Raw genomic sequence first — 24,751 nt, forward strand, 5'->3', positions numbered from 1 at the left:
CGATGGCAATAAGAAGGGTATTGCCATGATCTCACTCGCCGACCTCCAGCGCCGCATCGAAGCGGGCGAGCTTTCGCCCGATGACGCCATCGCCCAGTCGCACGCGGCGATCGAGGCCAGGGAGAAGGACGTCCACGCCTTCGTCCGTCACGACAAATCCGCGAAGGCGCAAGCCTCCGGCCCGCTGCGCGGCATCGCCGTCGGCATCAAGGACATCATCGACACCGCCAACATGCCGACCGAGATGGGCTCGGAGATCTATCGCGGCTGGCAGCCGCGCTCGGACGCGCCGGTCGTGATGATGCTGAAGCGGGCAGGCGCCACCATCATCGGCAAGACCACCACCACGGCGTTCGCCTCGCGCGATCCGACCCCGACGCTCAATCCGCACAATCTCGGCCATACGCCGGGCGGCTCGTCCTCGGGCTCGGCTGCGGCCGTCGGCGCCGGCATGATTCCGCTAGCGCTGGGCACCCAGACCGGCGGATCGGTGATCCGGCCCGCCGCCTATTGCGGGGCTGCCGCGATCAAGCCGTCGTTCCGGATGCTGCCGACCATCGGCGTGAAGTGCTACTCGTGGGCGCTCGATACTGTCGGCCTGTTCGGATCGCGCGCGGAAGATCTCGCGCGCGGGCTGCTGGCGATCACCGGCCGTACTGAATTCGATGGCATCGCCGCGGCCAAGGCGCCGCGCATCGGCGTGGTGAGGCAGGAGTTTGCCGAGGCCGTGGAGCCGGCGGCGGAAGAGGGCTTGCAGGCTGCGATCAAGGCGGCCGAGAAGGCCGGAGCCAGTGTCAAGACCATCAATCTGCCGGAGTCGGTGCAGGAAGCCTGGCGCATCCACCCGATCATCCAGGATTTCGAGGCGCATCGCGCGTTGGCCTGGGAGTTTTCGGAGCATCATGACGAGATCGCGCCGATGCTGCGTGCCAGCCTCGATGACACCGTCGGCTTGACGCCGAAGCAGTATGACGACGCGCGTCGGATCGCCCGCCGTGGCCGCCGCGAGCTCGGCGAGCTGTTCGAGGGTTTTGACGTGCTGCTGACCTATTCGGCGCCGGGCACCGCGCCGGCCAAGGAGCTCGCCTCGACCGGCTCGCCTCGCTACAACCGGCTCTGGACGCTGATGGGCAACCCGTGCGTCAACGTGCCGGTGATGAAAGTGGGTGGCCTGCCGATCGGCGTGCAGGTGATCGCGCGCTTCGGCAACGATCCGGGGGCGCTTGCGGCGGCATGGTTCCTGGAGGACGCGCTCGCGAAATCAGGCTAGCGCAGGCTCAGCGGCGGGCAGTGCGCGTTCGGCCCCGGCGCCTGTCGCGCCTTGTCCGAGCCAACGCTCGGCGGCCTCGCGGCCACTCCGGTGCAGCGTGCGAATGAAGCCGCGGCCGAGATCGGTGGATGAGCGCTGCGCCAGGCCCTCAATGGAGTCTTCGGCCGCGATCCTGGAGAGCCGCAGCGAAGGTGCGGCGGTGGCTCGCGCCCATTCCAGCGCCGCGATCTCGGCGTTGAGAGCGGCATTGGCCGCGATCTGGTCGAGCCTGCGGTCGATCGCGGCGAGCGTGATCGGCACGTAGCTGTCGCGCGTGGGCGTGACCTGGACGAGCAGCAGGTCGGAGGCTGTCGATTCCTGCGCCAGGCGCACCAGCGGCGGATTGCCGCCAATGCCGCCATCCCAATAGGCCTCGCCGTCGACCTCGACGGCGCAGTGAACCAAAGGCGGGCAGGTTGAGGCCAGCGCGACGTCGGCGGTAATGCAATCGTTGCGGAAGATCTGCTGCTGCCCATCGCGGATTCGCGTCGCGGCGATCAGCAGTTTTGGGCAGGCCGCGTCGCGCAAGGCGGCAAAATCGATGTCGCGCGATAGCGCCAGCCGCAGCGGATCGAGATCGAACGGATCGAACTGGCCGGAGCGCAACGTCGGACCGAATGCGACCGAGCTTCCCGCCGGCGAGAATCCGCCGACCAGCATCAAGGAGCGGAACGAGGCCTCGTGCATCAGGCGGGCCCAGAACCGGTTCAACCGCGAATGGGCGCCTTCGCGTCCGCCTTCGGCGAGGCCGGAGGCGAGCAGCAGCGCATTGATGGCGCCGGCACTGGCGCCGCTGATGGTGTCGATCTGGATGGTCGGGTGTTCCAGCAACCGCTCCAGCACGCCCCAGGTGAAGGCCGCAAAAGTGCCGCCGCCCTGAAGGGCCAGCGACACTCTTTGCGGCGGCCATTGGCTGGAGCGCGGCTGCACGGGCGCGACCGGCGCGGCAATGGTCACGATCTCGACTGGCGCGGCGGCTTGCGCGACGGGCGCAGGCCGGGTCACTGGCGGGGGTACGGGAGCAGGCTCGGGCGCGGGCAGCGGCGAGGGCGCATCGGACCAGACATTGGTCATCGAGAGCAGCCGGCTTGCTGCGGTGCTGGAAGCACCGTGCGAACCAGGCCCGTCATGCGCGCCGACAATCTTCTCGCTCATTCTGAGCTACCGCGTAACGCCATTTCCGCTGTCAGGATGACAGGCGTGGAACTCGTTCGCCACTCCGGCCGCGAGCAGCTTCCGAGTTGCGAACAGGAATTGGCACATAATGCGGAGGCGGTGCGGCGATATCCGTACTTTTTCCGGCCTTGGGATTTTGTTTTGACGCGTTTTCTTGACGCGAACCGGTATCCACTTCGCTCGAAAACGCTCTAGGCCTTCTCGCCGATCCGGCTTTCCTTGCCGGATTGCAGTCGCTTGATGTTCTCGCGATGCGCGTAGAACAAGAGCAGCGTCAGCGCGGCGAACAGCGATGCGAGCGCGAGATGCCCGAACCACCACAGGAAAATCGGGGTGATGAACGCCGCCACCAGCGCGGAGAGCGAGGAGTAGCGGGTGGTGAAGGCGGTGGCGAGCCAAAGCAGGCAGAACACGATCGCGCCGGGCCAGAACAGGCCGAGCAGGATGCCGATATAGACGGCGACGCCCTTGCCGCCTTTGAACTTCAGCCAGACCGGGAAGAGATGGCCGAGGAAGGCGCCGAGACCGGCAACCATGGCGGCGTTGGGCCCCGCGATGTAGCCGGCGATCACCACCGCGACCGTGCCCTTGAGCGCGTCGAGCAGCAGGGTGCCCGCGGCAAGGCTCTTGCGGCCCGTGCGCAGCACGTTGGTGGCGCCGATGCTGCCGGAGCCGATCGAGCGAATATCCTGCGTGCCGGCGAGTTTGGTCAGGACCAGCCCGAACGGAATCGAGCCGAGCAGGTAGCCGATGACGAAGGCCACCGGCAGGAAGGCTTCAAGCCCCATGGCCGCATCTCCATGCTGAACTGCGACGCCACGCATGAATTTGCCCGTCAGACATGCTCGTACACCGTCCGTCCGCCGACAATGGTGCGCACCACGCGGCCTGTAAAGCGGGCCTCGTCGAACGGCGTGTTCTTGCAGGGCGATTTGAGGTCGGCGGGATCGACGATCCAGGGCACATCGGGATCGATCACGATGACATCGGCCGGGCTGCCCGTGCGCAGGGTTCCACCCGGCAGGCCCAGGATCTCGGCCGGCCGCGTCGACATGGCCCGGATCAGAGTCTTCAGGTCGAGTTCCTCATTGTGCACGAGGCGAAGGCCCGCCGGCAGCATGGTCTCGAGCCCGATGGCGCCGGGTGCGGCTTCCGCGAACGGCAGGCGCTTGACCTCGACGTCCTGCGGATTGTGGTCGGACATGATGACGTCGACGAGGCCGGAGGCGACCGCTGCGACCAGCGCGCGCCGGTCGTCCTCGGTCCGCAGCGGCGGCGACAGCTTCAGGAACGATCGGTAGGGGCCGATATCGTTCTCGTTCAGCGCAAGATGATTGATCGAGACGGAGGCGGTCACGGCGAGGCCGGCGTCGCGGGCGCGCTTGAGGACGTCGAGCGAGTCGATACAGGACAGCGAGGCCGCGTGATAGCGCCCGCCGGTGAGCGCGACGAGACGCATGTCGCGTTCCAGCATCACGGCCTCCGCCGCGTTCGGGATGCCCATCAGGCCGAGCCGCGAGGCGAACTCGCCCTCGTTCATCACGCCTTCGCCGACGAGATCGGGATCCTCGGTGTAATGCACGATCAGCGCGTCGAAATCGCGCGCGTAGGTTAGCGCGCGGCGCATCACCTGCGCGTTGATCACGCTCTTGTCGCTGTCGCTGAAGGCGATCGCGCCGGCGGCCTTGAGCAGGCCGAACTCGGTCATCTCCTCGCCGTGCATGCCCTTGGTGAGCGCCGCCATCGGCAGGATGTTGACGATCGCGGTGTCGCGGGCGCGGCGCATCACGAAGTCGACGGTTGCCGAGTTATCGATCACCGGAGACGTGTCGGGCTGGCAGATGATGGTGGTGATGCCGCCGGTCGCGGCCGCCTGGCTCGCGGACGCAAAGGTCTCGCGGTGGCTGAAGCCGGGCTCGCCGACGAAGGCGCGCATGTCGACCAGGCCGGGGGCCACGATCTTGCCGGCGCAGTTGACGACGTCGGTGCCCTCGGGGACGCCGGCCGCTCCGATCCCGCGGCGGGTCTCGCGGATGATGCCATCGGCAATCAGGACATCGCCGGGGCCGTCGAAATCCCTGGAGGGATCGACGACGCGGGCGTTGGCAAGCAGGATGGGACGGCGGTCAGTCAGCATGAGCATCACGCGTTCGGCAAGTTGCGGGCGAGCGCTTCGAGCACGGCCATCCGTACCGCCACGCCCATCTCGACCTGTTCGCGGATCAGCGATTGCGCGCCGTCGGCGACCGCTGTGTCGATCTCGACGCCGCGGTTCATCGGGCCGGGATGCATGACGAGAGCATCCGGCTTGGCGTAAGCGAGCTTTTTCTGGTCCAGCCCGAAATAGTTGAAATATTCGGAGGTCGACGGCACGAAGGAGCCGTTCATGCGCTCGCGCTGGAGCCGCAGCATCATGACGATATCGGCGCCGTTGAGCCCTTCGCGCATGTCGCGCGCAACCTCGACCCCCATGCGCTCGATGCCTGGCGGCAGCAGCGTGGAAGGGCCGACGACGCGGACGCGGGCGCCCATGGTGTTGAGCAGGATGATGTTGGAACGGGCGACACGCGAATGCAGCACGTCGCCGCAGATCGCGACCACGAGGCCCTCGATCCGGCCCTTGTTGCGGCGAATGGTCAGCGCGTCGAGCAGCGCCTGCGTCGGATGCTCGTGCGCGCCGTCGCCGGCATTGATCACGGAACCGTCGACCTTGCGCGCCAGCAGTTCCACCGCGCCGGAGGCGTGATGGCGCACCACCAGGATATCCGGATGCATGGCGTTCAGCGTCATCGCGGTGTCGACCAGCGTCTCGCCCTTCTTGATGGACGAGGAGGAGACCGACATGTTCATGACGTCGGCGCCCAGCCGTTTGCCGGCGAGCTCGAACGAGGACTGGGTCCGGGTCGAGGCCTCGAAGAACAGATTTACCTGCGTCCGTCCACGCAGGACGGTGCGCTTCTTGTCAACCTGGCGGTTGAGCTCGACATATTCTTCGGACAGGTCGAGGAGGCCGGTGATGTCGGCCGCGGAAAGGCCCTCGATGCCCAGCAAATGCCGGTGGCCGAGGACGAAGGTCGATTTCGATGTCATTAAAACGAGAGCTATAGGCGGGGATGGCTGGGGGGGCAAGGGCCAATGCCGGGGCGGGGAGTTATCCCCTGATCTGTCAGGTTCGTCGCTCAGGCGTGGCCTGTCGCCAGTATCTCCGTCATGCCCGGGCTTGTCCCGGGCATCCACGATCTTCTATCGCATTTGAGGCAAAAGGACGTGGATGGCCGGGACGAGCCCGGCCATGACGATGGGGATGGATCACGTGAAGTTAATCCGAATTGTGATTGCGCTGACGATGATAACGGCCGAGGCCCATGCCCAATCGCTCCCCGGCGGCTTCGTCTATCTGCGCGACATCGATCCCGGCATCATCCAGGACATCCGCTACGCCACCTCGAACAATTTCGTCGGCCGTCCGCTGGCCGGCTACGGCGCCGGCGAATGCGTGGTGAAGCGGGAGGTGGGGCTGCGGCTGAAGGCGGTTCAGCAGGAGCTGGCGGCGCAAGGCCTGTCGCTGAAGATGTTCGACTGCTACCGGCCGGCGCGGGCCTCGCTCGACATGGTGAAGTGGTCGCAGAACGGCTACGAGACGGCGGCCGAGCGGCGCTACAATCCGAAGATCCCGAAGAGCGAGCTGTTCCGCCTCGGCTACATCGCGAGCCGCTCGCAGCATTCCACGGGCGCGGCGCTAGATCTCACGCTGGTCGATCTCAAGGCTGACAATTCCGCCAGATACGATCCGTCAAAAGCCTATGCCGATTGCACGGCGCCGGTCGAGGCGCGATTGCCGGAGGGCAGCGTCGACATGGGCACGGGCTACGACTGCACCGACACGAAGGGGCACACTGCGGCACCGTCGATCAATCCGGACCAGCGTGCCTGGCGCAAGCGGCTGGTGGCCGCGATGGCGAAGCAAGGCTTTGTGAACTATGCGAAGGAGTGGTGGCATTTTTCCCTGCCGGGGGCGGACGGGGCGGCCTATGATTTCCCGATTTCGCCGCGAACGAAGTAGATCGTCGTGCGAACGGCCCCGGAATGACGGTGCCGTCCCAACGAAAGCGCTTGAATGGACTCCCTCAATCCCGATCTCCCGCCGATGACCGTGACGCCAGCCGCACCGCGCGTCTGGAAATTCTGGGGCACGGCGGTGTGGGGCCTGCTCATCTTCGTCGCGATGTTTCTCGGCCAGGTCGGTGCCATCCTCTATCTGGTCTGGGACCGCGGCGACCCCCTCGACCTGATGTCGCTACAGCGCGTCGGTCGCGAGCCCGCGGCGCTCGCGCTGTCGGTGACCATGGGCCTGCCGGCGACGCTGGCCGCGGTGTGGCTCGCCATCCGCATCAAGAAGGCCTCGTTCGTCGACTATCTCGCGCTGCATTGGCCGTCCTGGAAGCAAATGCTGTTCGGCGCCATCGGGCTTGTCCTGATCGTGGTCGCCTGGGAGACGATGTCGCGGAGCCTGGGTCGCGAGGCGACGCCGGGCTTCATGACCGATCTGTTGAAATCGGGCCGCGACAAGGGCGCGGCTGTGATGTTGCTGTTCGCCTTCAGTGTTGCTGCGCCGATGTCGGAAGAGGTTTTGGCGCGCGGCTTCCTGTTTCGCGGCTGGTCGGCGAGCTTCCTGCGCGTGCCCGGCGCGATCATCCTGTCGTCACTGGTGTGGACGGTCGTGCACCTGCAGTACGACATGTACTTCCTCGCCGAGGTCTTCTCCATCGGCCTGTGGTTCGGCTACATGCGTTATCGCGCCAACTCGCTCTGGCTCACGATCCTGCTGCACGCGCTGAACAATCTGACTGCGGTGGTGCTGACGATGTGGCTGGGGAGCTGAGGCCTCGCACGAGGTCTAAGCCACCAGCGCGATCGCGATCGGCATTGTGACCGCCGCCAAGATCGTCTGCAACGTGATGATCTGCGCCAGCAGCGGCGCATCGCCGCCCATCTGGCGGGCCAGCACATAGGCGCTGGGCGAGGTCGGCACCGCCGCGCAGATTGCGACGATCGCCAGGCTGTCGCCCGAGAGACCGAACCAGGCGGCGAGCGCCAGCGCCAGCACGGGCATCAGCGCCAGTTTGAACGCCACGCCGATGGTTGCGCTCACGCTCGGGCGGAGCAGGCCCTTGAGCTGCAGGCCGGCGCCGGTGACGAGCAGGCCGATGGCGAGCGAGGACCGGCCAAGGGCATCCGCGACCTCGTGCCAGATCTTTGGCAGCGGCAGATGAATGACGTTGATGACGAGGCCGATCACGCAAGCCCAGATCAGGGGATTGCGGACCACCGTCATGACGATGGCGCGGGCGGACTGCTTCTCGGGTGAAGCATAGTGCGCGAGCACGGCAACGCTGAACACATTGACCAGCGGAATGATCGCGACCATCGCCACCGAGGCCAGCGCCAGTCCGACATCGCCGAACATGTTGGCCGACACCGAGAGCGCGACATAGGTCTGCCAGCGCGTCGCGCCCTGGAAGATCGAGGTGAAGGCGGGGCCGTCGATGTCGAACCGTGCGAGCGCCGGGCGGAGCGCGAGGCAGAGCAGTGACATCGCCAGCACCGACAGCAGCAGCGCGCCGCCGACGCCGGCGACCGGCACCCTGGAGAGGTCGGCCTTCACCAGCGTCTGGATCAGCAGCATCGGGAACAGCACGAAATAGGTCAGCCGCTCCAGCCCGTGCCATTGCGTGTCGAGCCGCATCAGGGTGCGCCTGAGCACCACGCCGAGCACGATGAGGATGAAGACCGGCAGCAGCGCCGCGATCACGACGGCCATGGATCAGCCCGATGCCGTGCGAAGATTGGCGAGGCGGTCGAGCGCGCCTTGCAGGATGAAGATCGCGGCGTGCTCGTCGATCACTTCGGCGCGCTTGGCGCGGCTGACGTCCATGCCGATCAGCTCGCGCTCGACCGCTGCGGTCGACAGACGCTCGTCCCAGAGGCCGATGGGGAGTGTGGTCAACCCGGCAAGGTTGCGGGCGAAGGCGCGGGTCGATTGCGCGCGCGGGCCCTCGCTGCCGTCCATGTTGATGGGCAGGCCGAGCACGAAGCCGACCGCCTTGCGCTCGGCCGCGATCGCGAGCAGCCGCGCCGCGTCCTGCTTGAACGCCTTGCGCTGGATGGTCTCGACGCCCGTAGCTAACCGCCGGTCCGGATTGGACACGGCAACACCAATGGTCTTGGTGCCGAGGTCAAGGCCGACCAACCCGCCGCGTTCGGGCCAGTGGGTTGCAGCATCGACGAGAGGCAGGATAAGAGCCGGCATGGTGTTAGCGCATATCACGCGTCGCGCCGCGGAGTGAACCCGGAACATGGATGCACTGACACTATTCGGCCTGTTTGCCGTGACGGCGATGCTGGTCTGCTATGCCCTGGAGGATCGCAGCCATTGGTTCGTGCTGCTGTTCGCGGCGTCCTGCGCGCTCGGCTCGGCTTACGGCTTCCTGCAAGGCGCCTGGCCGTTTGGCCTCGTCGAAGCCATCTGGGCCTTCGTTGCATTGCGGCGATGGCATCTGAGGCCGCGATGACGGACAGGTCGGGCGAGGGCGCCTGCCGGGCGGCAGGCCGATCCTCGCCCATTGAGTACGTCGCCGATCAGCGGATCGCAATCGGGTTGATCATGGCCTGCACGCCGCCGGTCCAGCGCGGCTGGCCGAGCACGAACAGGAATTCATAGCCCTTGTCCTTTGCGAGCGCCGCCGTGTCCATGTTCTCGAGGATGTAGGTCCCGTTCATGGCGAGCAGGATCTGATGCACCTCGAAAACGTTCTTGGACTCGAACGGCAGCACCTCGAGCGCCCAGGTGTCGGCACCGATGGCGACCACGCCCTTGCCGGTCAGGTACTTCGCGCCTTCGACGCCGAGACCGGGCTCGCCGGCCGAGTAGCGCTTGTCGTCCTTGCCGATCAGGCTGAGCCAGCCGGTGTGGAAGATGACGACGTCGCCCTGGAGGATCTCGACGTTCTGCTGCTTGGCGGCTTCCTCGATCTCCTTGACGTTGAAGGCGGTGCCTTCCTTCACGATGTCGGTCTTGAAATAGGCGGCCATGTCGAGCAGCACGCCGCGCGTGACCATCGGTGGGACCTTCTCGATGCCGAGCTTCTTCAAGCCATTCGGATCAGCGAAATCGGCGAGCTTGTTGCCGTTGTAATAGACGTGCTCGACGCCGAGATGGCCGAGACCGTCGAGCTGGCTGCCGATGCCGACCCAGGTGTCGAGGATGTCGTCGTTGTAGGTCGCCTTGTTCGGACCGAGACCCGGGCTGCCGGCCTGTCCGGGCTGAACGATCGTGAGCTTGAACGTGCGTGGCGGATAGGCGGGTGTCTGTGGCGTGACGGGAATGCCGAGGGCGTAGGTCTTGCCGGTCTTCACCAGCGAGGCGGCCTTCACCACCAGCTCCGGCGTCATGTAATTGGCGGCACCGATCTCGTCGTTCGGTCCCCATTTCGATTTGGTCCAGTCTTGTGCGCTTGCAGTTCCTGATATCGCCGACAACGCGGCGACACAGCACAACACGAGCGTATTGCGCATCGATAGTCCTCCCGATGTTTTGGCTTCGTTGTGTTTTTGCGCTGGCCAGTGACACATCCTAACGTAGAACGGATGCGTGCTTCAAAGCATTTCGCGGTGCCGCGCTGCGGCGGCTGAACGCAGCGCAGACTAATTCAAGCGCGATGGATTTGTGACGAATTTCGCCACGTGGAACGCTGCGCCGGTGTCATGCCGCGATGACGTCGTTGTCTTTCTTTAGGCAGGACATGAAACCTTGAAGCGCGCTAGATTGATGTCCGCCGCTGCGCTGGATGAAGAGCGTCTCGACGCGCGCATGTGACGGGCCCAGCGCGTGGATCGACACGCTGCCGGCCATCGCGCTGCGTTCGACCACGGCGCGCGGCAGCAGCGTGACGCCCATGCCGGCGGCGACACAGCCGATCATGCCGTCGAGCGTGCCGAGCTCGAAGCGTGCCGCCGACGGCCAGCCGAACTCGACAAAAATCTGTTCGAGACGCTGGCGGTAGGTGCAGCCGGTGCGGAACACCAACGCGGTCGGACCGGACTCCGGCGTGCCGGCGCGCAGCTCGGCAAGCGAGGCCCAGCGCCGCGCGCTGACCAGCACCAGCTCTTCACGAAACGCGCTCGTCGCAGTGAGGTCGGCATGTGCGATGGGACCCGCGACGAAGGCACCGTCGAGCGTGCCTTCGAGCACGCCCGCGACGAGGTCGGCGGTGGTCGCGGTGCGCAGGCTCAGCCGCACGGCAGGGAAGCTGCGGTGGAAATCGGCGAGGAGGGACGGCAAGCGCACGGCTGCGGTCGTCTCCATCGAGCCGATCGCGAGCGGTCCCTTCGGCTCGCCGTCGTCACGCGCGGCGAGCACGGCCTCCCGCGATAGCGCGGCCATCCGCTGTGCGTAGGGCAGGAGGCGTTTGCCGGCGCCGGTCAACGTCATGCCGCGGCTGTGGCGCTCGAACAGCGGTGTGCCGATCTCCGCTTCCAGCGCCTTCACGCGTTGGGTGACGTTGGATTGCACCGTGTTGAGCTCTTCCGCGGCGCGGGTGATGCCGCCGGTACGGGCGACCGCGGCAAAGGTCTGGATATCGCTGAGTTCCATGGCGTCGTTTCGCTTTTGTGATGGCAGCGTTCGCAACAATTCATTTTTCGAGAATGCTAGTCGCGCCTAGTCTTCCTGTCCAGATCAGGGAGGGGCTATGCCCATTGAGACGTCGCTGACTAGGCTGTTGGAGATTGAGCATCCCATCCTGCTGGCGCCGATGGACATCGTTGCCGGCAGCCGGCTTGTGACGGCTGTGAGCCGTGCCGGCGGTTTCGGCATTCTGGGCGGTGGCTATGGCGAGAAGGTGTGGCTGGAGCAGGAGACGGCGAAGCTTGCGGGCTTGTCGGCGCCATTCGGGATCGGCTTCATTACCTGGAGTCTCGCCAAGCGGCCCGAGCTGTTCGATGTCGCACTTGCCGCAAGACCGTCTGCGATCATGTTGTCGTTTGGCGATCCCGCGCCATTCGCGCCGAAGATCAAGTCCGCAGGCGCACGCCTGATCTGCCAGGTGCAGGATGAAGCCATGGCGCGGCAGGCGCTCGATGCCGGCGCCGACATTCTGATCGCGCAGGGCACGGAGGCGGGCGGTCACGGCGCCTCCCGCACCACCGTCGATCTCGTGCCTGCAATCGTCGATCTTGCCGCGGGCCACGTGCCTGTCGTCGCGGCCGGCGGCATCGCCGACGGGCGCGGTCTCGCCGCCATGATGATGCTGGGCGCGAGCGGCGTGCTGCTCGGCACGCGCTTCTATGCGAGCCAGGAGGCTGATGGCGCGGAGGAGGCCAAGCGGCGTATCTGCGCAGCGAACAGCGGCACGACCGTGCGCGGCATCATCTTCGATCTCTCGCGCAACAATGTCTGGCCGGCGCCGTTCACGGGAAGGTGCCTCATCAACGACCACGCCAGGCGCTGGATCGGCCGCGAGGTCGAGCTGATGCAGAATGTTGCCGCAGTCGCGGCGGACTATGCGGCCGCGAAAGCAGCCGGCAATTTCGATGTCGCGGCCGTGATTGCGGGCGAGGCGGTCGGATTGATTCATGATATTGCACCGGCGGCCGAGATCGTGGAGCGGATTGCGATTGAAGCGGAGCAATTGCTCGCCGGCCGGCGCAACTCGGTTTCTTCTTTTCCTTCTCCCCTTGTGGGAGAAGGTGGCGCGGATGCAATCCGCGCCGGATGAGGGGTCTGTCTCCGCGGATGCAAACCCCTCACCCGTCTCGCCGCTGCGCGGCGATCCACCCTCTCCCACAAGGGGAGAGGGAAGAGCGAACATGAGGCAAGAATTATGTGGCCTGACCGTCGACTGATCGATCTCTTCAAGACCGAATTCCCGATCGTGCTGGCGCCGATGGCCGGTGTGATGGATGCCGAACTGGTGATCGCCGTGGCAGAGGGCGGCGGGCTCGGCTCGCTGCCGAGCGCGATGCTGTCGCCGGAGAAGGCGCGCGAGCAGGTCAACATCATTCGCCAGCGCGTGAAGGCGCCGGTGAACATGAACTTCTTCTGCCACACGCCGGTTGACCTCACGGCCGAAGCCGAAGCGCGTTGGAAGCAGCGGCTCACGGGCTATTACACCGAGCACGGCCTCGATCCCGCAGAGCCCATCAACGCCGCGAACCGTGCGCCGTTCGACGCCGCCTTCTGCGAGGTCGTCGAGGAGCTGAAGCCGGAGATCGTCAGCTTTCATTTCGGCCTGCCGGATCAGGCGCTGCTCAAGCGCGTCAAGGCTGCCGGCTGCCTCGTCATCTCGTCCGCCACGACGGTGAAGGAAGCAGTCTGGCTGGAAGAGCGCGGCGTCGATGCCGTCATTGCGCAAGGCGCCGAGGCCGGCGGCCATCGCGGCATGTTCCTGACCGACAAGATCTCCGAGCAGCCCGGCACCTTTGCGCTGGTGCCGCAGGTCGCCGACGCCGTGAAGGTGCCTGTCATCGCGGCCGGCGGTATCGCCGACGGGCGCGGCATCGCCGCAGCCTTCGCGCTCGGCGCATCCGGCGTGCAGATCGGCAGCGCCTATCTGCGCTGCCCGGAATCCAAGGTCAGCGCGGGCGGGCGCAAGGCGCTGGCTGAAGCGCGGGACGATTCCACCGTCATCACCAATGTCATGACCGGGCGTCCGGCGCGCGGCGTCCAGAACCGCCTGATGCGCGAAGCCGGCCCGATCTCGCCCGAGGCGCCGCCGTTTCCCCATGCAGCGACCGCGCTGGGGCCGCTCAAGGCGGCTGCCGAAAAGCAGGGCAGGGTGGATTTCACCAATCTCTGGGCTGGCCAGGCCGTGGCCCTGGGCCGTGAGGTCCCCGCAGCCGAATTGACCCGGGATTTCGCCAAATCGGCCCTGGCCCGCATGAAGGGACTGGCTGGCTAAGGTCGCGCCGCCGGTTGCGGCGCAAAACCGGCCTCTGCTATACGGCAGTTAGATTTTGCCGTGAGAGGCCTTATATAATGTCCGTCGACGACGCTACCGTCCGCCGCATCGCGCATCTGGCGCGCGTTGCGGTTTCCGAGGGCGAGGTTCCGCATCTGCAGGGCGAGCTCAACGCCATGCTCGCCTTTGTCGAGCAGCTCTCGGAGGTCAACGTCGAGGGCGTGGAGCCGATGACCTCGGTCACCCCGATGCAGATGAAGAAGCGACAGGACGTGGTCAATGACGGCGAGATCGCCGACGATATCGTTGCCAACGCGCCCGCGACCGAAGGTCACTTCTTTCTTGTGCCCAAGGTGGTCGAGTGACGTTGCGTTTTCGAGCGAAGTGGAAGCCGGTTCGCGTAAAGAAAACGCGTCAAACTAAAGAGCCTTAGGACCAAGTCCGATGTGCATGCTTTGCGACGATGAGAAGGCCTATCAGGCCTACATGAACTATCTCGACAAGATGGAGCGGCAGGGCAAGGCTGCCGATCCCAACGTCGCCGTCAATGCCGTGCTCGACGAGATCGAGGCCGCCGCGAACGCCGCCGCCAAGAAAAAAGACGACCCGGCCAACGACAAAACCCTGTCTCCGTTCTTCTGCAGCCCGATCAATAAATGACCGATTTGACATCGCTGACGCTCGCCGAGGCCCGCAAGGGTCTCGCGGCCAAGACTTTCACGTCCCTCGAGCTGACCGACGCGCATCTGAACGCGATCGAAGCCGCACGCGTGCTCAATGCCTTCGTGATGGAGACGCCCGATCGCGCGCGCGACATGGCGAAGGCCGTGGACGAGAAGATCGCCAAGGGTGAGGGCGGCCCGCTCGCCGGCATTCCGCTCGGCATCAAGGACCTGTTCGCGACCAAGGGCGTGCGCACCACGGCGTGCTCGAAGATCCTCGGCAATTTCGTACCGACCTACGAGTCCACCGTGACCTCGCAGCTGTGGCGCGACGGCGCCGTGATGCTCGGCAAGCTCAACAATGACGAGTTCGCGATGGGCTCGGCCAACGAGACCTCGTGCTTCGGCCCCGTCGGCAATCCCTGGCGGCGTGAGGGAAGCAACACGACGCTGGTGCCGGGCGGCTCGTCCGGCGGCTCGGCCTCGGCCGTGGCGGCGTTACTGTGCATGGGCGCGACCGCGACCGACACCGGCGGCTCGATCCGCCAGCCGGCGGCGTTCACCGCGACGGTCGGCATCAAGCCGACCTACGGCCGCTGCTCGCGCTGGGGCATCGTCGCCTTCGCCTCCTCGCTCGACCAGGCCGGTCCGATCGCGCGCAGCGTGCGCGATAGCGCGATGCTGCTGCGCTCGATGGCCGGGCACGATCCGAAGGACACGACGTCGGTCGACATTGCCGTGCCGGACTATGAGGCCGCGATCGGCAAGTCCGTGAAGGGCATCAGGATCGGCATCCCCAAGGAATATCGCCTCGACGGCATGCCGGCCGAGATCGAAAAGCTCTGGAGCGAGGGCGCGGCCTGGCTGAAGGCGGCCGGTGCCGAACTCGTCGAAGTGTCGCTGCCGCACACCAAATACGCGCTGCCGGCCTATTACATCGTGGCGCCGGCGGAGGCGTCCTCCAACCTCGCGCGCTATGACGGCGTACGCTACGGACTGCGCGAGCAGGGCAAGAACATCATCGAGCTCTACGAGAACAGCCGCGCCGAGGGTTTTGGCGCGGAGGTGAAGCGCCGCGTCATGATCGGTACCTATGTGCTCTCGGCCGGCTATTACGACGCCTATTATCTGCGCGCGCAGAAGGTGCGGACGCTGATCAAGAAGGATTTTGAGGACTGCTTCGCCAAGGGCGTCGACGCGATCCTGACGCCGGCGACGCCGTCGGCGGCCTTCGGCATCGGCGAGAAGGGCGGGGCGGATCCCGTCGAGATGTACCTCAACGATATCTTCACGGTGACCGTGAACATGGCGGGCCTGCCGGGCATCGCCGTGCCTGCCGGCAAGGATGCGCAAGGCCTGCCGCTCGGCCTGCAGCTGATCGGCCGTCCGTTCGACGAGGAGACGCTGTTCTCGCTCGGCGAGGTGATCGAGCAGGCCGCCGGCCGCTTCACGCCCGCGAGGTGGTGGTGAATGTCGCCGCGTTCATCGCAAGCCTCGACGGCGCGGCGCCCGCGCCGGATCTGAACGCGCCGCTCGCCGGCCTCTGGTGGGCCGCGAAGGGCGATTGGGATCAGGCGCACAAGATCGTTCAGGACGAGAGCAGCCGCGACGCCGCCTGGGTGCACGCCTATCTGCACCGGGTCGAAGGCGATCTCGGCAATGCCGGCTACTGGTATCGCCAGGCCGGCCAACCCGCGGCAAAGGATTCATTGGAGGCGGAGTGGGAGCGGATCGCTGCCACGCTGCTCGGGAGCAGGACATGAGCACGGCCACGCACAAGCTTCTCAAGGGCGCCACCGGTGACTGGGAGATGGTCATCGGCATGGAGATCCATGCCCAGGTGACCTCGAACTCGAAACTGTTCTCGGGCGCCTCGACCACGTTCGGTGGCGAGCCGAACAGCCACGTGTCGCTGGTCGATGCCGCGATGCCGGGCATGCTGCCCGTCATCAACGAGGAATGCGTCAGACAGGCTGTCCGGACCGGGCTCGGGCTGAACGCGCAGATCAATCTGCGTTCGGTGTTCGACCGCAAGAACTATTTCTATCCGGACTCGCCGCAGGGCTACCAGATCAGTCAGTACAAGTCGCCGATCGTCGGCGAAGGTGAGGTCGTGGTTGAACTGGATGGCGGCAAGACCGCAACCATCGGCATCGAGCGCCTGCATCTTGAGCAGGACGCCGGCAAGTTGCTGCACGATCAGTCGCCGGCCATGTCCCATGTCGATCTCAATCGTTGCGGCGTGGCGCTGATGGAGATCGTCTCCAAGCCCGACATCCGCGACGCCGAGCAGGCCAAGGCCTATGTGACCAAGCTGCGCTCGATCCTGCGCTATCTCGGCACCTGCGACGGCGACATGGAGAAGGGATCTTTGCGCGCCGACGTCAACGTCTCCGTGCGCAAGCCGGGTGCACCGCTCGGCACCCGCTGCGAGATCAAGAACATGAACTCGATCACCTTCATCGGCCAGGCGATCGAGTACGAGGCGCGGCGCCAGATCGAGATCCTCGAGGACGGCGGCCAGATCGACCAGGAAACGCGGCTCTACGACCCCAACAAGGGCGAGACGCGATCGATGCGGTCCAAGGAAGAGGCGCATGACTACCGCTACTTCCCCGATCCCGACCTGCTGCCGCTGGAATTCTCGCAAAGCTTCGTCGACGAGCTGAAGACAGAGCTGCCGGAGCTGCCGGACCAGAAGAAGGCGCGCTTCGTCGCTGATTTCGGCCTGTCGGCTTACGATGCGAGCGTGCTCGTCGCCGAGCGCGAGAGCGCGGTGTTCTACGAGACGGTGCTGGACACGCTCGGCAACCGCGCCCGCGACGGCAAGATGGCGGCGAACTGGGTGATCAACGAGCTGTTCGGCCGTCTCAACAAGGAAGGCCGGGATATTACGGCCTCTCCCGTCAACGCCGAGCAGTTGGCTGCGATCATCGACCTGATCGGCGAGGGCACGATCTCCGGCAAGATCGCCAAGGATCTGTTCGAGATCGTCTGGCAGGAGGGCGGCGATCCGCGCGCGCTGGTCGAAAGCCGCGGCATGAAGCAGGTCACCGACCTCTCGGCGATCGAGAAGGTGGTCGACGACATCATCGCGGCCAATCCCGACAAGGCCGCGCAGGTCAAGGACAAGCCGCAGTCGCTCGGCTGGTTCGTCGGTCAGGTGATGAAGGCGTCCGGCGGCAAGGCCAACCCGCAGAGCGTCAACGACCTCTTGAAGTCGAAGCTCGGCATCTGACGTCACACATTCGAACGAGGTGACGGATACGCTTCGTCACCTCGCTTCCGGTTCGCGCTGCGACGCTCGCGCGCACCCTCGGCGGCAAACTCCATCCCGACCGACGGCGATGTGGCGGCCGAATCGCCGCCACGCGATTCGCGCAAAACGGCGGCTTCCACACGCGCTGACGAGCGCTTGCGCCGTTAAGCATGAAAATATTTTCGTTGCCAAAACTCGCGACTCAGAGTCCGCGAAGCGTCCTTGCGCGGCGATCGCGGGATCGACGATGCACATCATCGCATCGCGCATGCGCAATGCGCGCGTGCAGAAAAATACTTGCCGTGTAGTGTTTTTCTGCAATCGCATCTCGCGCAAACGTCGACGATGCGGGCACTCCCCGCGATCGCAAGCACGCGTCATGCAGTGCGCCCGCATCGCGCTCGCCAAGCGCAGGCGCGTTGTGCCGTCAACACTTCTTTAAGCGAGAAGCTGTTTTTTTCGTCGTGTTGGTGTATTCGGGATGAGTGTGCATTCGATCCCCGACTGCATGCAGCGATTACAGCCATCTCACACATCGGAGGGCAACATGGCCAAGAAAGCGAAGAAGGCGAAGAAGGCGAAGAAGGCGAAGAGCGCAGTGAAGAAGACTGCGAAGAAGACCCGCAAGGTCGCGAAGAAGAAGTAACATCGCTTCTGAAGTTGCCGGCTCCTAGAGAGCCGGCACGTCATCAGCGCCTTCTAACAGGTTCTGGTCGGCGATAGAGGGTGTCGGCGAGACATCAGGCCAACGGTCGGATCGTTCTCTTTCGCGGGTTCGCTCGCCAAAGTACGGTCCGGCAGAAGAAACAAGTTTTCTTCGTTCGGTGCGGTTCTCCTTCTCAAGGGCTCCGCAATTTCACAAGCGGCCTTCGGGCCAACGTGGAATCTGGTCCTGACGTGTTCGCCGACGCCCTCGTTCTCTTGAGGCCGGGGTATTGCCGGCATTCCCTTTTCCCACATTGCTGATCTGACCGTGACGTGGCCGCGCTGCCTTGGGGCAGGCGAGGGCTGCGGCGAACTGTCGTTTGCCGCGACGGCGCGCCGCGCAGGCGCGATGCGAGGCCGTCGCTCCGATTGCTAAAGTCGCGCGCTTCGCGCTGCGCGGCCTTGTCGGCCACGGGGCGGCCACGCGAGGCGCCCGTGTGGCCTTGCCGGCGCGCCCCTCCCACAACGCGCTCCTCCCACGAATTGTAACCGCAGGGCGCGCGTCACCGCGCGCGATGGTTATCGTTTTCCCAAAATCCCAGGGTAAACCGAATCTGACGAATCGCAGAAGTGCCTGCAAAGCGGGGACTTTTTGCATTCGTCGCGCGCGCGCCGTGCGGGTGCGCTTACGTCTGCTTCATCGCGATACTTAAACTGCCATTCAAATTTGCCCGCCATCATCGCCTTCAACAAGCCGGCAAACGGCATGGGGATGAGTTGAACAGTTCTTTGGACGGGAGCCGCGCTCGGGGGAACGAGGCGGCAGAAAAAAAGGGGATGCGTTATGTTTCAGGGTACTTTCGATCTGGAGACGGCGACGCCGATCGACGCGAGCGCGCTGTCGGACGTGCTGTTCGAGCGCGGGATCTATTGGGCGAGCGGCCGCTCCGGCCTCGTCGACCTCGTCGCCGCACATAAATGGTTCAACCTCGCCGCGCTGAAGGGCCGCAAGGACGCCGTGGCGCTGCGCCAGGAAGTCGCCGGGCAGATGTCGGACGCCGAGATCTCGGCCGCGCAGCGCGAGGCGAGGGCGTGGGTCTCGGCTCACTGAGCCGAGAATCGCATCCACACCCTTGTCTTCACGGGGACGGATTGCGCTCAATCAAGTTCCTTCGTCGTGTCGCCACATCGACCCGCGCGGCATGACCGAGCCGCCGCCCGACGATTCCGCTCTGGAACCCGGACGGCCGCACAAGACGGGCCTCTTGCCGGGGATATAGAGGTCTTGGGCCTTCCGTCCCGGCGCAGCTCCGGCGTCTGGTTCAATATCTGAGCCGGCGAGGTGGTGCTGAATGCGCCCTGGCAGCGGCGGATCCGGCAATCTAGTGGATGGATGCACACATATATAGAGAGCGCGAATCGGCTGCGCGTGCCGCGCTGATCCATGCGCCAGGCTTTCGCGGTCGTCCGGCGGTCGCTTTCAGGTGAAAGAACGCACAGACCTTGATTCTGCCGCTTGCGGCTCGCCGCCGTGTCGGGCATACCCGACATATTGGAGACGTGGCCGAGTGGCTGAAGGCGGCGGTTTGCTAAACCGTTATAGGCTTGTAAAGGCCTATCGAGGGTTCGAATCCCTCCGTCTCCGCCAGCCGAGCTGTCCGCTCCGGTCTCAATCATCCCCACCATTGATAAAGAGCCTTCGCAGCGCGCCTTGAGCGTTGCCGCGACCATGTCTGCGCCTGGTGGAGAGTCGCGGGAAGACCTGTGTGCCTTCTCCTTGAGTCTCCTTCTGATTCCACGATTCGTGCGCGTCAAAGCCTGTTCAGGCCGGAGTTCCGTCCACAATGCCTCAGGTGGGGAATTTTGACGGCAAACGGAACCGTCCTAGAAAAATAAGCAAAAACAATATGTTGCGAGCGCGCTTCGATCACATCTGCGTGTTATTTGTGCAACACCCTTCGGAAAACAAACGTCATGGGCTCGCTACGGAGCGTTCTCTTGTTGTGTGTGCAAAGACGTTCGGTAATTGTGACTGAGCGACGGAGGGGGGCATCCCGAGGTCGTCCCGTTTTAGGTGGTTCGCTTAAGTCCCTCGCGTTCAGCGGGTGTGTCCGAAGGCACGAAGCGACTAAGCGGTGAGTTAAGGGACAAGGGAACCAACCTTAGGGTGTCGTCACCCAGCGGATCCGGAACCTTCCCTATAGAGCAAACTTGGAGGTTTAACATGAAGTTGGTTAAGAGCCTTTTGCTCGGTTCAGCGGCAGGTCTGATTGCCGTTGGCGGAGCACAGGCAGCCGATCTCCCCGTGAAGGCCAAAGCGGTCGAATACGTGAAGATCTGCTCCCTGTACGGTGCCGGATTCTACTACATCCCGGGCACTGACACCTGCATCAAGCTGGGTGGTTACCTGCGTGCTGAAGTCGCGATCAACGCTACCGATTTCAACGGTAACTTCAGCAGTGTTAACGGTTCTGCGAACCGTCTGACGAACTACTACGTCACTCGCGCCCGTGAAGACTTCAACGTCGACACGCGCACCGCGACCGAATACGGCGTGGTTCGTACCTTCGCCGACGTGGTGTTCTCGTGGACGACGGATAACTACTCGGGCAACGGCACCGGCAACGGCTCCACCGTTTACTCGCAGCTCGGCAGCACGGGCGTTGGCGGACCCAACAATGCCACCTCAGGCGCAATCGCCGGCGGTACGCTCGGCGTGTACTACGCCTTCATCCAGTTCGCGGGCTTCACGATGGGTAAAGCTGTTGCCCAGTTCGACGCTCCCTGGACCAACTATCCGGGTAACAACTTCGACGGTCTGACTGGCGGCGGCGGCACGGTCACTGGTGTGAACCAGTTCACCTATACTGCCGACTTCGGTCAGGGCATCACTGCCGCGATTTCGGCGGTGGATCCGACGGCCTACTATCAGAGCAACCTGTACAACACCAGCGCCGGCGTTTCGGTCGCGAACTTTGGTACCGGCGGCTACGGCATCAATGCCTTCGGCGGCACGCGGGCTCCTGACATCCAGGGTATGGTCCGTATTGACCAGGCTTGGGGTCTGTTCCAGTTGTCTGCCGCGGCGCATAACAACCACGTAGCGTACTACGCGACTCCGGGGCTTGTCGGAACCGAAGCGGCCGGTCATCCGGGCGACAAGTGGGGCTGGGCTGTCCAGGCGGCGTTGTCCATCAAGAACATTCCGACTGGTGCGGGCGACGTGATCAACGTCCAGGCGGTCTACACCGATGGTGCGACCCGCTACAACTTCCAGAGCTTGGCTTCGCAGAACTATGCAATGTTCGGCGGTACCAACCTGGCTGGTGCCTATCAGAGCATTGGCCTTGCCGGTGCGGCTGACGGTGTGTTCGCCAACGGAACCGGTATCAACACGGTTACGAGCTGGGGTATGCGCGGCGCCTACACCCACAACTGGGATCCGTACTGGAACACCGCGATCTACGGTTCGTACGCTCAGCTGACGTACAGCAACGGTGGTGCGACTCTCATTTGCAACCAACTCGCTACGTTGGGTGCCGCCACTGCGGGTATCACCTCTTGCAACCCGAACTTCAACCTCGGCACGATCGGTCTGATCACCCGCTGGACGCCGGTGAAGAACCTGACCTTCTCGGCGGACGTGGCTTACACCATGCTCGACCAGAAGTTCGCGGGCACGATCAGCACGCTCGCTGCTGGCCCTGCGGCAGTTGTCGCAAAGCCGGGTGCTGTGTACGAGCTGAAGGATCAGAACACGGTCAGCTTGCTGCTCCGCGCTCAGCGCAACTGGTAAGTTTGGTCTAACGACCTGACAGAGAGCCCCGGCGGGAAACCGCCGGGGCTTTTCTTTTGGCGGCATGGCTGTTCTAACGCCGCGGAGTGCTGGCGGAGGGCTGGCGTTGCTCCCGTGCTCCATCGTCCGTGACGATCTGGACGAGGCTGTTACGGAGGAGGGGCCTCTGCGCTGCGGGCATCTGCGCGCAATGTATGCAACGGGCCGCCTGCCGTTGACCGGCATGGCCCTGCAAGCGCCCCACCGTCCTGACGCTGCAGCAGGCGGCGATCGACGCCTTCATGTTCGAGGACGTGGAACGGCGAGCTTGCCGATCGGACTACGACCAGGGAGCGCTCAGGGCTCAGCGTCGAGCAAGGCTCGCCTGAAGATCACGCGCGAGCTTCAGCTCTTCTTCAGCAGCTCACGTCCGGACGCGCTGCGGCGCTCGCCGCCGACGCTCTCGGCGGTCAATCGGGAGCGCACAGGAGGATGGCTCTATTCCACGCTGCCGGTGCCGCGGCGCAGGTCAGCCTCGATCTGCAACCGTGTGCCGCCGCCGAAGCGAGCGCGGTAGACCTGAAGATTCTCCATGATCCGCTGCACGTAGTTGCGCGTCTCGGAGAACGGAATCAGCTCGACCCAGTCGACCGCGTCGACCTTGGGATCGCGCGGGTCGCCGTAGCGATCGACCCATTTCTTCACGCTGCCGCGGCCGGCGTTGTAGGCGGCAAAGGTCATGATGTAGGAGCCGCGGTAGTCCTCGAGCAGTCCGCCGAGCTCGGCCGAGCCGAGCGTGGCGTTGTAGACCGAATCGTTCTTCAGCCGCCCCAGATCGTAGGTCGCGCCGTGCCGCTTGCAGACGTAACGCGCGGCGTCCGGCGTCACCTGCATCAGGCCGTAAGCCTGCGCCGGCGAGACCACGGAGGGGTTGAACGCGCTTTCCTGCCGCGCGATCGCATAGACGATACTGCGCTCGACCTCGGGGCCGATCGGCGTGAACTGCGGAATGCCGTTGACGGGATAGGCGTAGAAGTCGAAGGGGAGGCCGCGGTTGAGCGCAGCCTTGCCGAGCAGCAGCATGCCGCGCGCGTCGCTGTAGCGCTGGGTGAGCTCGCCAAGGCCGGCAAGCGCCTCGGGATCGCCGTTCTCGCCCATGTCGGCGAGAACAGGTATCGCCATCTCCCGCTCGTCGAGCTCGTAGAGCAGGTGCGCGGCGCGCACGATCTCCAGCCGTTCGGCGCCGCGGCCGCGCGGCTGGCTGTTGAGCTCGATCTGCGGCAGGCCGAGTTTTGCGCGCGCGAGCTGGCCGTAATAGCTGGTGGATTGCTCGGCCGCCCGCGCGTAGGCGTTGCGCGCCTCCTGCTGGCGGCCCGCCGCTTCCGCCGCGCGGCCCTGCCAATAGCCGGCGCGCGCCAGCGTGGTCGGATTAACGCTGCCGACGCCGATGCGGGCGAAATGCTGGGTGGCGGCGGCGGGGTCGTTGAGGAAGCGCAGCGCGATCCAGCCGGCGGTGAACTCCTGCTCGGTCTTGTAGATGTCGCGCGAGGGCAGGGCCGCGTCGCGTGCGATCAGATAGGCGCTGCGGAATTCCTCGGTGTCGATCATCTTGCGCGCCAGCAGGCGCCGCTCGATCCACCATTCGTCGAGATTGTAGAGACGGTTCGGATCCTTCGGCGCCGACAGCATCAGCTGGGCGGCTTCGGCGAACTTCTCCTCGCGGCGCAGGAGCTGGATCTTGCTGAAGATGACGCCGGGATCGTTGTGCAGCTCGCGCGGCACGGCGTCGAGCAGCGCGCGCGCGTTCGGCGCCTTCTTGACGGAGGCGATGCGGGCCTTGGCGAGCGCGAGATAGCCGGCGCCGAGGCGCTTTGCGGCGCGGAGCGCGGCTTCGTTCTCGCTGCCGTAGAGCAAGGTGTCCATCCGCGCCTTCTGGTCGCCCGGCGTCAGCAGGGCGCCGAACTGGTCGAGCGCGTTGTTCTCGGTCTCCTCCGACATCGGATCACTGCGCCAGGCCTCGCGCACCAGCCGCTCGGCATTGGCGCGGTCGCCGCGCGCCAGCATCGCCTTGGCGAGCGTGAAGCGGCCCTTGGCGGACACAGGCGATTCATTCTCGAACCACGACCAAGCGACCGAATCGTCGCGCCTGTCGTCCCACATCGCGGCCTCCAGGCGCCGGCGCAGGAAGGTCTGCGACGGCCAGCTCGGATTGGCGGAGAGGAAGGCGCGATAGCGTTCCACGGTCGCGCCATTGTCCTCGCTGCGCAGGATGATCCATTCGGCGAGCTTTCGTGCGACGGGATCCGAGATCGAGGCAGTGTAGTTGGTGGCGTCGGCCGCCTTGCGCTTGCGCACGAGTTCGATGACGTTCTCGAGCGTGTCCTTGTCGGCCTGCGACGTCGAGGAGGTCGCAGCGACCGCGGCCGGCGTGACTGGCTTGCGCGGCGTGGCGTGCTGGCGGGTCGCCGGCGCAAGCAGAGGAGCCGCGGCGGGTTTGGCGACGGGCGCCGGGGCGGCAGGCCTGACGGTAGCCGTCACGGCCGGCGCGGGGGCGGTCTTGGGGGGCGAGCCGTTGGCGGCCGGCTGTGATTTTGGCGCGGCGGCTGCGGGCTTGGGCTTGTCATTGGCGGGTTCCTTGCCGGCGCTCTTGCCTGCATCCTTGGCGGCGTCCTTGCCAGCATCCTTGCCGGGTTTCTTCGCGGCATCCTTGGCCGGGGCGCCAGCCGCTCCCTTGCTCGCGCCCTTCGGTGTTTCCTTGCCGGTTCCCTTCGTTGTTTCTTTGGCTGATCCCTTCGCGGCGTCCTTGGCCGCCGGCTTCGCGGTGTCCTTGGCCCCGTCCGCGGTCGTCTCATTGGACTTGGCCAGGGCGGCGCAGCCGACCGACAGCCCGGCCATGAGGCACACGGCCAGACCGGTGGATCGCCATGCGGAACGAGGAAAGGAGGTCACGGCGTTTGGTCGCCCCGA

22 protein-coding genes and 1 tRNA gene are annotated in these 24,751 nt (G+C 65.2%); 14 read left to right on the plus strand and 9 right to left on the minus strand.

Going from position 1 to position 24,751, the window contains the following annotated elements; translation table 11 throughout:
• Window positions 1-25 precede the first annotated feature (25 nt).
• Window positions 26-1,270, plus strand: coding sequence for an amidase (locus HAP41_RS21835; RefSeq protein WP_166097096.1), 1,245 nt, complete (start codon window positions 26-28; stop codon window positions 1,268-1,270).
• On the opposite strand, the gene HAP41_RS21840 is transcribed toward HAP41_RS21835, so the two are convergent.
• The 4 genes from HAP41_RS21840 to HAP41_RS21855 form a co-directional block, all read right to left on the minus strand.
• A complete protein-coding gene (locus HAP41_RS21840) occupies window positions 1,262-2,464 on the minus strand; it encodes a patatin-like phospholipase family protein (protein WP_166097095.1) in 1,203 nt (400 codons plus the stop codon). The two genes, HAP41_RS21835 and HAP41_RS21840, sit on opposite strands and share 9 nt — an antisense overlap.
• Window positions 2,465-2,676: 212 nt before the next feature.
• A complete protein-coding gene (gene plsY / locus HAP41_RS21845) occupies window positions 2,677-3,273 on the minus strand; it encodes a glycerol-3-phosphate 1-O-acyltransferase PlsY (RefSeq protein WP_063986317.1) in 597 nt (198 codons plus the stop codon).
• 47 nt (window positions 3,274-3,320) lie between these two features.
• Window positions 3,321-4,622, minus strand: coding sequence for a dihydroorotase (locus HAP41_RS21850; RefSeq protein ID WP_166105861.1), 1,302 nt, complete (start codon window positions 4,620-4,622; stop codon window positions 3,321-3,323).
• Window positions 4,623-4,627: 5 nt separating this feature from the next.
• Window positions 4,628-5,575 (minus strand): aspartate carbamoyltransferase catalytic subunit, encoded by a 948-nt coding sequence (locus HAP41_RS21855; RefSeq protein WP_014494716.1) that lies wholly within the window; start codon window positions 5,573-5,575, stop codon window positions 4,628-4,630.
• 214 nt (window positions 5,576-5,789) lie between these two features.
• Here HAP41_RS21855 and HAP41_RS21860 point away from each other — a divergent pair, with 214 nt between their 5' ends.
• Together HAP41_RS21860 and HAP41_RS21865 are read left to right on the plus strand one after the other, a co-directional pair.
• Window positions 5,790-6,548 carry a M15 family metallopeptidase gene (locus tag HAP41_RS21860; RefSeq protein WP_166105859.1) on the plus strand — a complete coding sequence of 253 codons (759 nt, stop codon included), beginning with the start codon at window positions 5,790-5,792 and terminating at the stop codon, window positions 6,546-6,548.
• Window positions 6,549-6,602: 54 nt separating this feature from the next.
• Window positions 6,603-7,367: a CPBP family intramembrane glutamic endopeptidase gene (locus HAP41_RS21865; protein WP_166097094.1), complete on the plus strand. Its 765-nt coding sequence runs from the start codon at window positions 6,603-6,605 to the stop codon at window positions 7,365-7,367.
• A 15-nt stretch (window positions 7,368-7,382) separates the two neighbouring features.
• Here the strand turns inward: HAP41_RS21865 and HAP41_RS21870 are convergent, their stop codons facing one another.
• Both HAP41_RS21870 and ruvX read right to left on the minus strand, forming a co-directional pair.
• Window positions 7,383-8,306 (minus strand): AEC family transporter, encoded by a 924-nt coding sequence (locus HAP41_RS21870; RefSeq protein WP_166097093.1) that lies wholly within the window; start codon window positions 8,304-8,306, stop codon window positions 7,383-7,385.
• A gap of 3 nt (window positions 8,307-8,309) precedes the next feature.
• On the minus strand, window positions 8,310-8,795 hold the full coding sequence (ruvX, locus tag HAP41_RS21875; RefSeq protein WP_166097092.1) for a Holliday junction resolvase RuvX: 486 nt from the start codon (window positions 8,793-8,795) through the stop codon (window positions 8,310-8,312).
• A gap of 46 nt (window positions 8,796-8,841) precedes the next feature.
• On the opposite strand from ruvX, the gene HAP41_RS21880 reads away from it, so the two are divergent.
• Window positions 8,842-9,057: a hypothetical protein gene (locus HAP41_RS21880; protein ID WP_038936344.1), complete on the plus strand. Its 216-nt coding sequence runs from the start codon at window positions 8,842-8,844 to the stop codon at window positions 9,055-9,057.
• A 67-nt stretch (window positions 9,058-9,124) separates the two neighbouring features.
• On the opposite strand, the gene HAP41_RS21885 is transcribed toward HAP41_RS21880, so the two are convergent.
• Together HAP41_RS21885 and HAP41_RS21890 are read right to left on the minus strand one after the other, a co-directional pair.
• Window positions 9,125-10,060 (minus strand): cyclase family protein, encoded by a 936-nt coding sequence (locus HAP41_RS21885; protein ID WP_166097091.1) that lies wholly within the window; start codon window positions 10,058-10,060, stop codon window positions 9,125-9,127.
• A 187-nt stretch (window positions 10,061-10,247) separates the two neighbouring features.
• The gene (locus HAP41_RS21890) at window positions 10,248-11,138 is read right to left on the minus strand and encodes a LysR family transcriptional regulator (protein ID WP_166097090.1); all 891 of its coding nucleotides are present in this window, start codon (window positions 11,136-11,138) and stop codon (window positions 10,248-10,250) included.
• Window positions 11,139-11,235: 97 nt separating this feature from the next.
• Between HAP41_RS21890 and HAP41_RS21895 the strand changes: the two genes are divergently transcribed.
• From HAP41_RS21895 to HAP41_RS21940, 10 genes are all read left to right on the plus strand, one after another.
• Window positions 11,236-12,261, plus strand: a complete 1,026-nt coding sequence (locus HAP41_RS21895) for an NAD(P)H-dependent flavin oxidoreductase (RefSeq protein WP_166097089.1) — start codon at window positions 11,236-11,238, stop codon at window positions 12,259-12,261.
• A 105-nt stretch (window positions 12,262-12,366) separates the two neighbouring features.
• Entirely contained in the window at window positions 12,367-13,443 is a 1,077-nt protein-coding gene (locus tag HAP41_RS21900; protein ID WP_166097088.1) for an NAD(P)H-dependent flavin oxidoreductase, read from the plus strand.
• A gap of 77 nt (window positions 13,444-13,520) precedes the next feature.
• The gene (gene gatC, locus HAP41_RS21905) at window positions 13,521-13,808 is read left to right on the plus strand and encodes an Asp-tRNA(Asn)/Glu-tRNA(Gln) amidotransferase subunit GatC (RefSeq protein WP_166097087.1); all 288 of its coding nucleotides are present in this window, start codon (window positions 13,521-13,523) and stop codon (window positions 13,806-13,808) included.
• A 79-nt stretch (window positions 13,809-13,887) separates the two neighbouring features.
• The gene (locus HAP41_RS21910; protein ID WP_014494728.1) at window positions 13,888-14,103 is read left to right on the plus strand and encodes a hypothetical protein; all 216 of its coding nucleotides are present in this window, start codon (window positions 13,888-13,890) and stop codon (window positions 14,101-14,103) included.
• Entirely contained in the window at window positions 14,100-15,575 is a 1,476-nt protein-coding gene (gatA, locus tag HAP41_RS21915; RefSeq protein ID WP_063982825.1) for an Asp-tRNA(Asn)/Glu-tRNA(Gln) amidotransferase subunit GatA, read from the plus strand. The genes HAP41_RS21910 and gatA overlap by 4 nt, the downstream gene beginning before the upstream one ends.
• Complete coding sequence (locus HAP41_RS21920; RefSeq protein WP_028150643.1) at window positions 15,566-15,868, plus strand: hypothetical protein; 303 nt, start codon at window positions 15,566-15,568, stop codon at window positions 15,866-15,868. Before gatA ends, HAP41_RS21920 begins: the two co-directional genes overlap by 10 nt.
• Window positions 15,865-17,343 carry an Asp-tRNA(Asn)/Glu-tRNA(Gln) amidotransferase subunit GatB gene (gatB, locus tag HAP41_RS21925; RefSeq protein ID WP_166097086.1) on the plus strand — a complete coding sequence of 493 codons (1,479 nt, stop codon included), beginning with the start codon at window positions 15,865-15,867 and terminating at the stop codon, window positions 17,341-17,343. The genes HAP41_RS21920 and gatB overlap by 4 nt, the downstream gene beginning before the upstream one ends.
• A gap of 1,510 nt (window positions 17,344-18,853) precedes the next feature.
• Window positions 18,854-19,120, plus strand: coding sequence for a hypothetical protein (locus HAP41_RS21930; RefSeq protein ID WP_014494734.1), 267 nt, complete (start codon window positions 18,854-18,856; stop codon window positions 19,118-19,120).
• 443 nt (window positions 19,121-19,563) lie between these two features.
• Window positions 19,564-19,657 (plus strand) — tRNA-Ser (locus tag HAP41_RS21935).
• Between the two features lie 576 nt (window positions 19,658-20,233).
• A complete protein-coding gene (locus tag HAP41_RS21940) occupies window positions 20,234-21,805 on the plus strand; it encodes a porin (protein ID WP_166097085.1) in 1,572 nt (523 codons plus the stop codon).
• A 477-nt stretch (window positions 21,806-22,282) separates the two neighbouring features.
• Here the strand turns inward: HAP41_RS21940 and HAP41_RS21945 are convergent, their stop codons facing one another.
• Window positions 22,283-24,679 (minus strand): lytic transglycosylase domain-containing protein, encoded by a 2,397-nt coding sequence (locus HAP41_RS21945; RefSeq protein WP_166097084.1) that lies wholly within the window; start codon window positions 24,677-24,679, stop codon window positions 22,283-22,285.
• Between the last annotated feature and the right edge of the window lie 72 nt (window positions 24,680-24,751).

Source organism: Bradyrhizobium barranii subsp. apii (assembly GCF_011516635.5).
GTDB lineage: Bacteria > Pseudomonadota > Alphaproteobacteria > Rhizobiales > Xanthobacteraceae > Bradyrhizobium > Bradyrhizobium barranii.

Excerpts from the sequence above, each read along its gene's own strand:
- HAP41_RS21885 (WP_166097091.1), bottom strand. The coding sequence starts at position 10,060 with ATGCGCAATACGCTCGTGTTGTGCTGTGTCGCCGCGTTGTCGGCGATA.
- HAP41_RS21880 (WP_038936344.1), top strand. The coding sequence starts at position 8,842 with ATGGATGCACTGACACTATTCGGCCTGTTTGCCGTGACGGCGATGCTG.
- HAP41_RS21870 (WP_166097093.1), bottom strand. The coding sequence starts at position 8,306 with ATGGCCGTCGTGATCGCGGCGCTGCTGCCGGTCTTCATCCTCATCGTG.
- HAP41_RS21940 (WP_166097085.1), top strand. The coding sequence starts at position 20,234 with ATGAAGTTGGTTAAGAGCCTTTTGCTCGGTTCAGCGGCAGGTCTGATT.
- HAP41_RS21890 (WP_166097090.1), bottom strand. The coding sequence starts at position 11,138 with ATGGAACTCAGCGATATCCAGACCTTTGCCGCGGTCGCCCGTACCGGC.
- HAP41_RS21895 (WP_166097089.1), top strand. The coding sequence starts at position 11,236 with ATGCCCATTGAGACGTCGCTGACTAGGCTGTTGGAGATTGAGCATCCC.
- gatA (WP_063982825.1), top strand. The coding sequence starts at position 14,100 with ATGACCGATTTGACATCGCTGACGCTCGCCGAGGCCCGCAAGGGTCTC.
- HAP41_RS21900 (WP_166097088.1), top strand. The coding sequence starts at position 12,367 with ATGTGGCCTGACCGTCGACTGATCGATCTCTTCAAGACCGAATTCCCG.
- gatC (WP_166097087.1), top strand. The coding sequence starts at position 13,521 with ATGTCCGTCGACGACGCTACCGTCCGCCGCATCGCGCATCTGGCGCGC.
- gatB (WP_166097086.1), top strand. The coding sequence starts at position 15,865 with ATGAGCACGGCCACGCACAAGCTTCTCAAGGGCGCCACCGGTGACTGG.
- HAP41_RS21930 (WP_014494734.1), top strand. The coding sequence starts at position 18,854 with ATGTTTCAGGGTACTTTCGATCTGGAGACGGCGACGCCGATCGACGCG.
- ruvX (WP_166097092.1), bottom strand. The coding sequence starts at position 8,795 with ATGCCGGCTCTTATCCTGCCTCTCGTCGATGCTGCAACCCACTGGCCC.
- plsY (WP_063986317.1), bottom strand. The coding sequence starts at position 3,273 with ATGGGGCTTGAAGCCTTCCTGCCGGTGGCCTTCGTCATCGGCTACCTG.
- HAP41_RS21835 (WP_166097096.1), top strand. The coding sequence starts at position 26 with ATGATCTCACTCGCCGACCTCCAGCGCCGCATCGAAGCGGGCGAGCTT.
- HAP41_RS21910 (WP_014494728.1), top strand. The coding sequence starts at position 13,888 with ATGTGCATGCTTTGCGACGATGAGAAGGCCTATCAGGCCTACATGAAC.
- HAP41_RS21840 (WP_166097095.1), bottom strand. The coding sequence starts at position 2,464 with ATGAGCGAGAAGATTGTCGGCGCGCATGACGGGCCTGGTTCGCACGGT.
- HAP41_RS21945 (WP_166097084.1), bottom strand. The coding sequence starts at position 24,679 with ATGGCCGGGCTGTCGGTCGGCTGCGCCGCCCTGGCCAAGTCCAATGAG.
- HAP41_RS21855 (WP_014494716.1), bottom strand. The coding sequence starts at position 5,575 with ATGACATCGAAATCGACCTTCGTCCTCGGCCACCGGCATTTGCTGGGC.
- HAP41_RS21850 (WP_166105861.1), bottom strand. The coding sequence starts at position 4,622 with ATGCTGACTGACCGCCGTCCCATCCTGCTTGCCAACGCCCGCGTCGTC.
- HAP41_RS21860 (WP_166105859.1), top strand. The coding sequence starts at position 5,790 with ATGGATCACGTGAAGTTAATCCGAATTGTGATTGCGCTGACGATGATA.
- HAP41_RS21865 (WP_166097094.1), top strand. The coding sequence starts at position 6,603 with ATGGACTCCCTCAATCCCGATCTCCCGCCGATGACCGTGACGCCAGCC.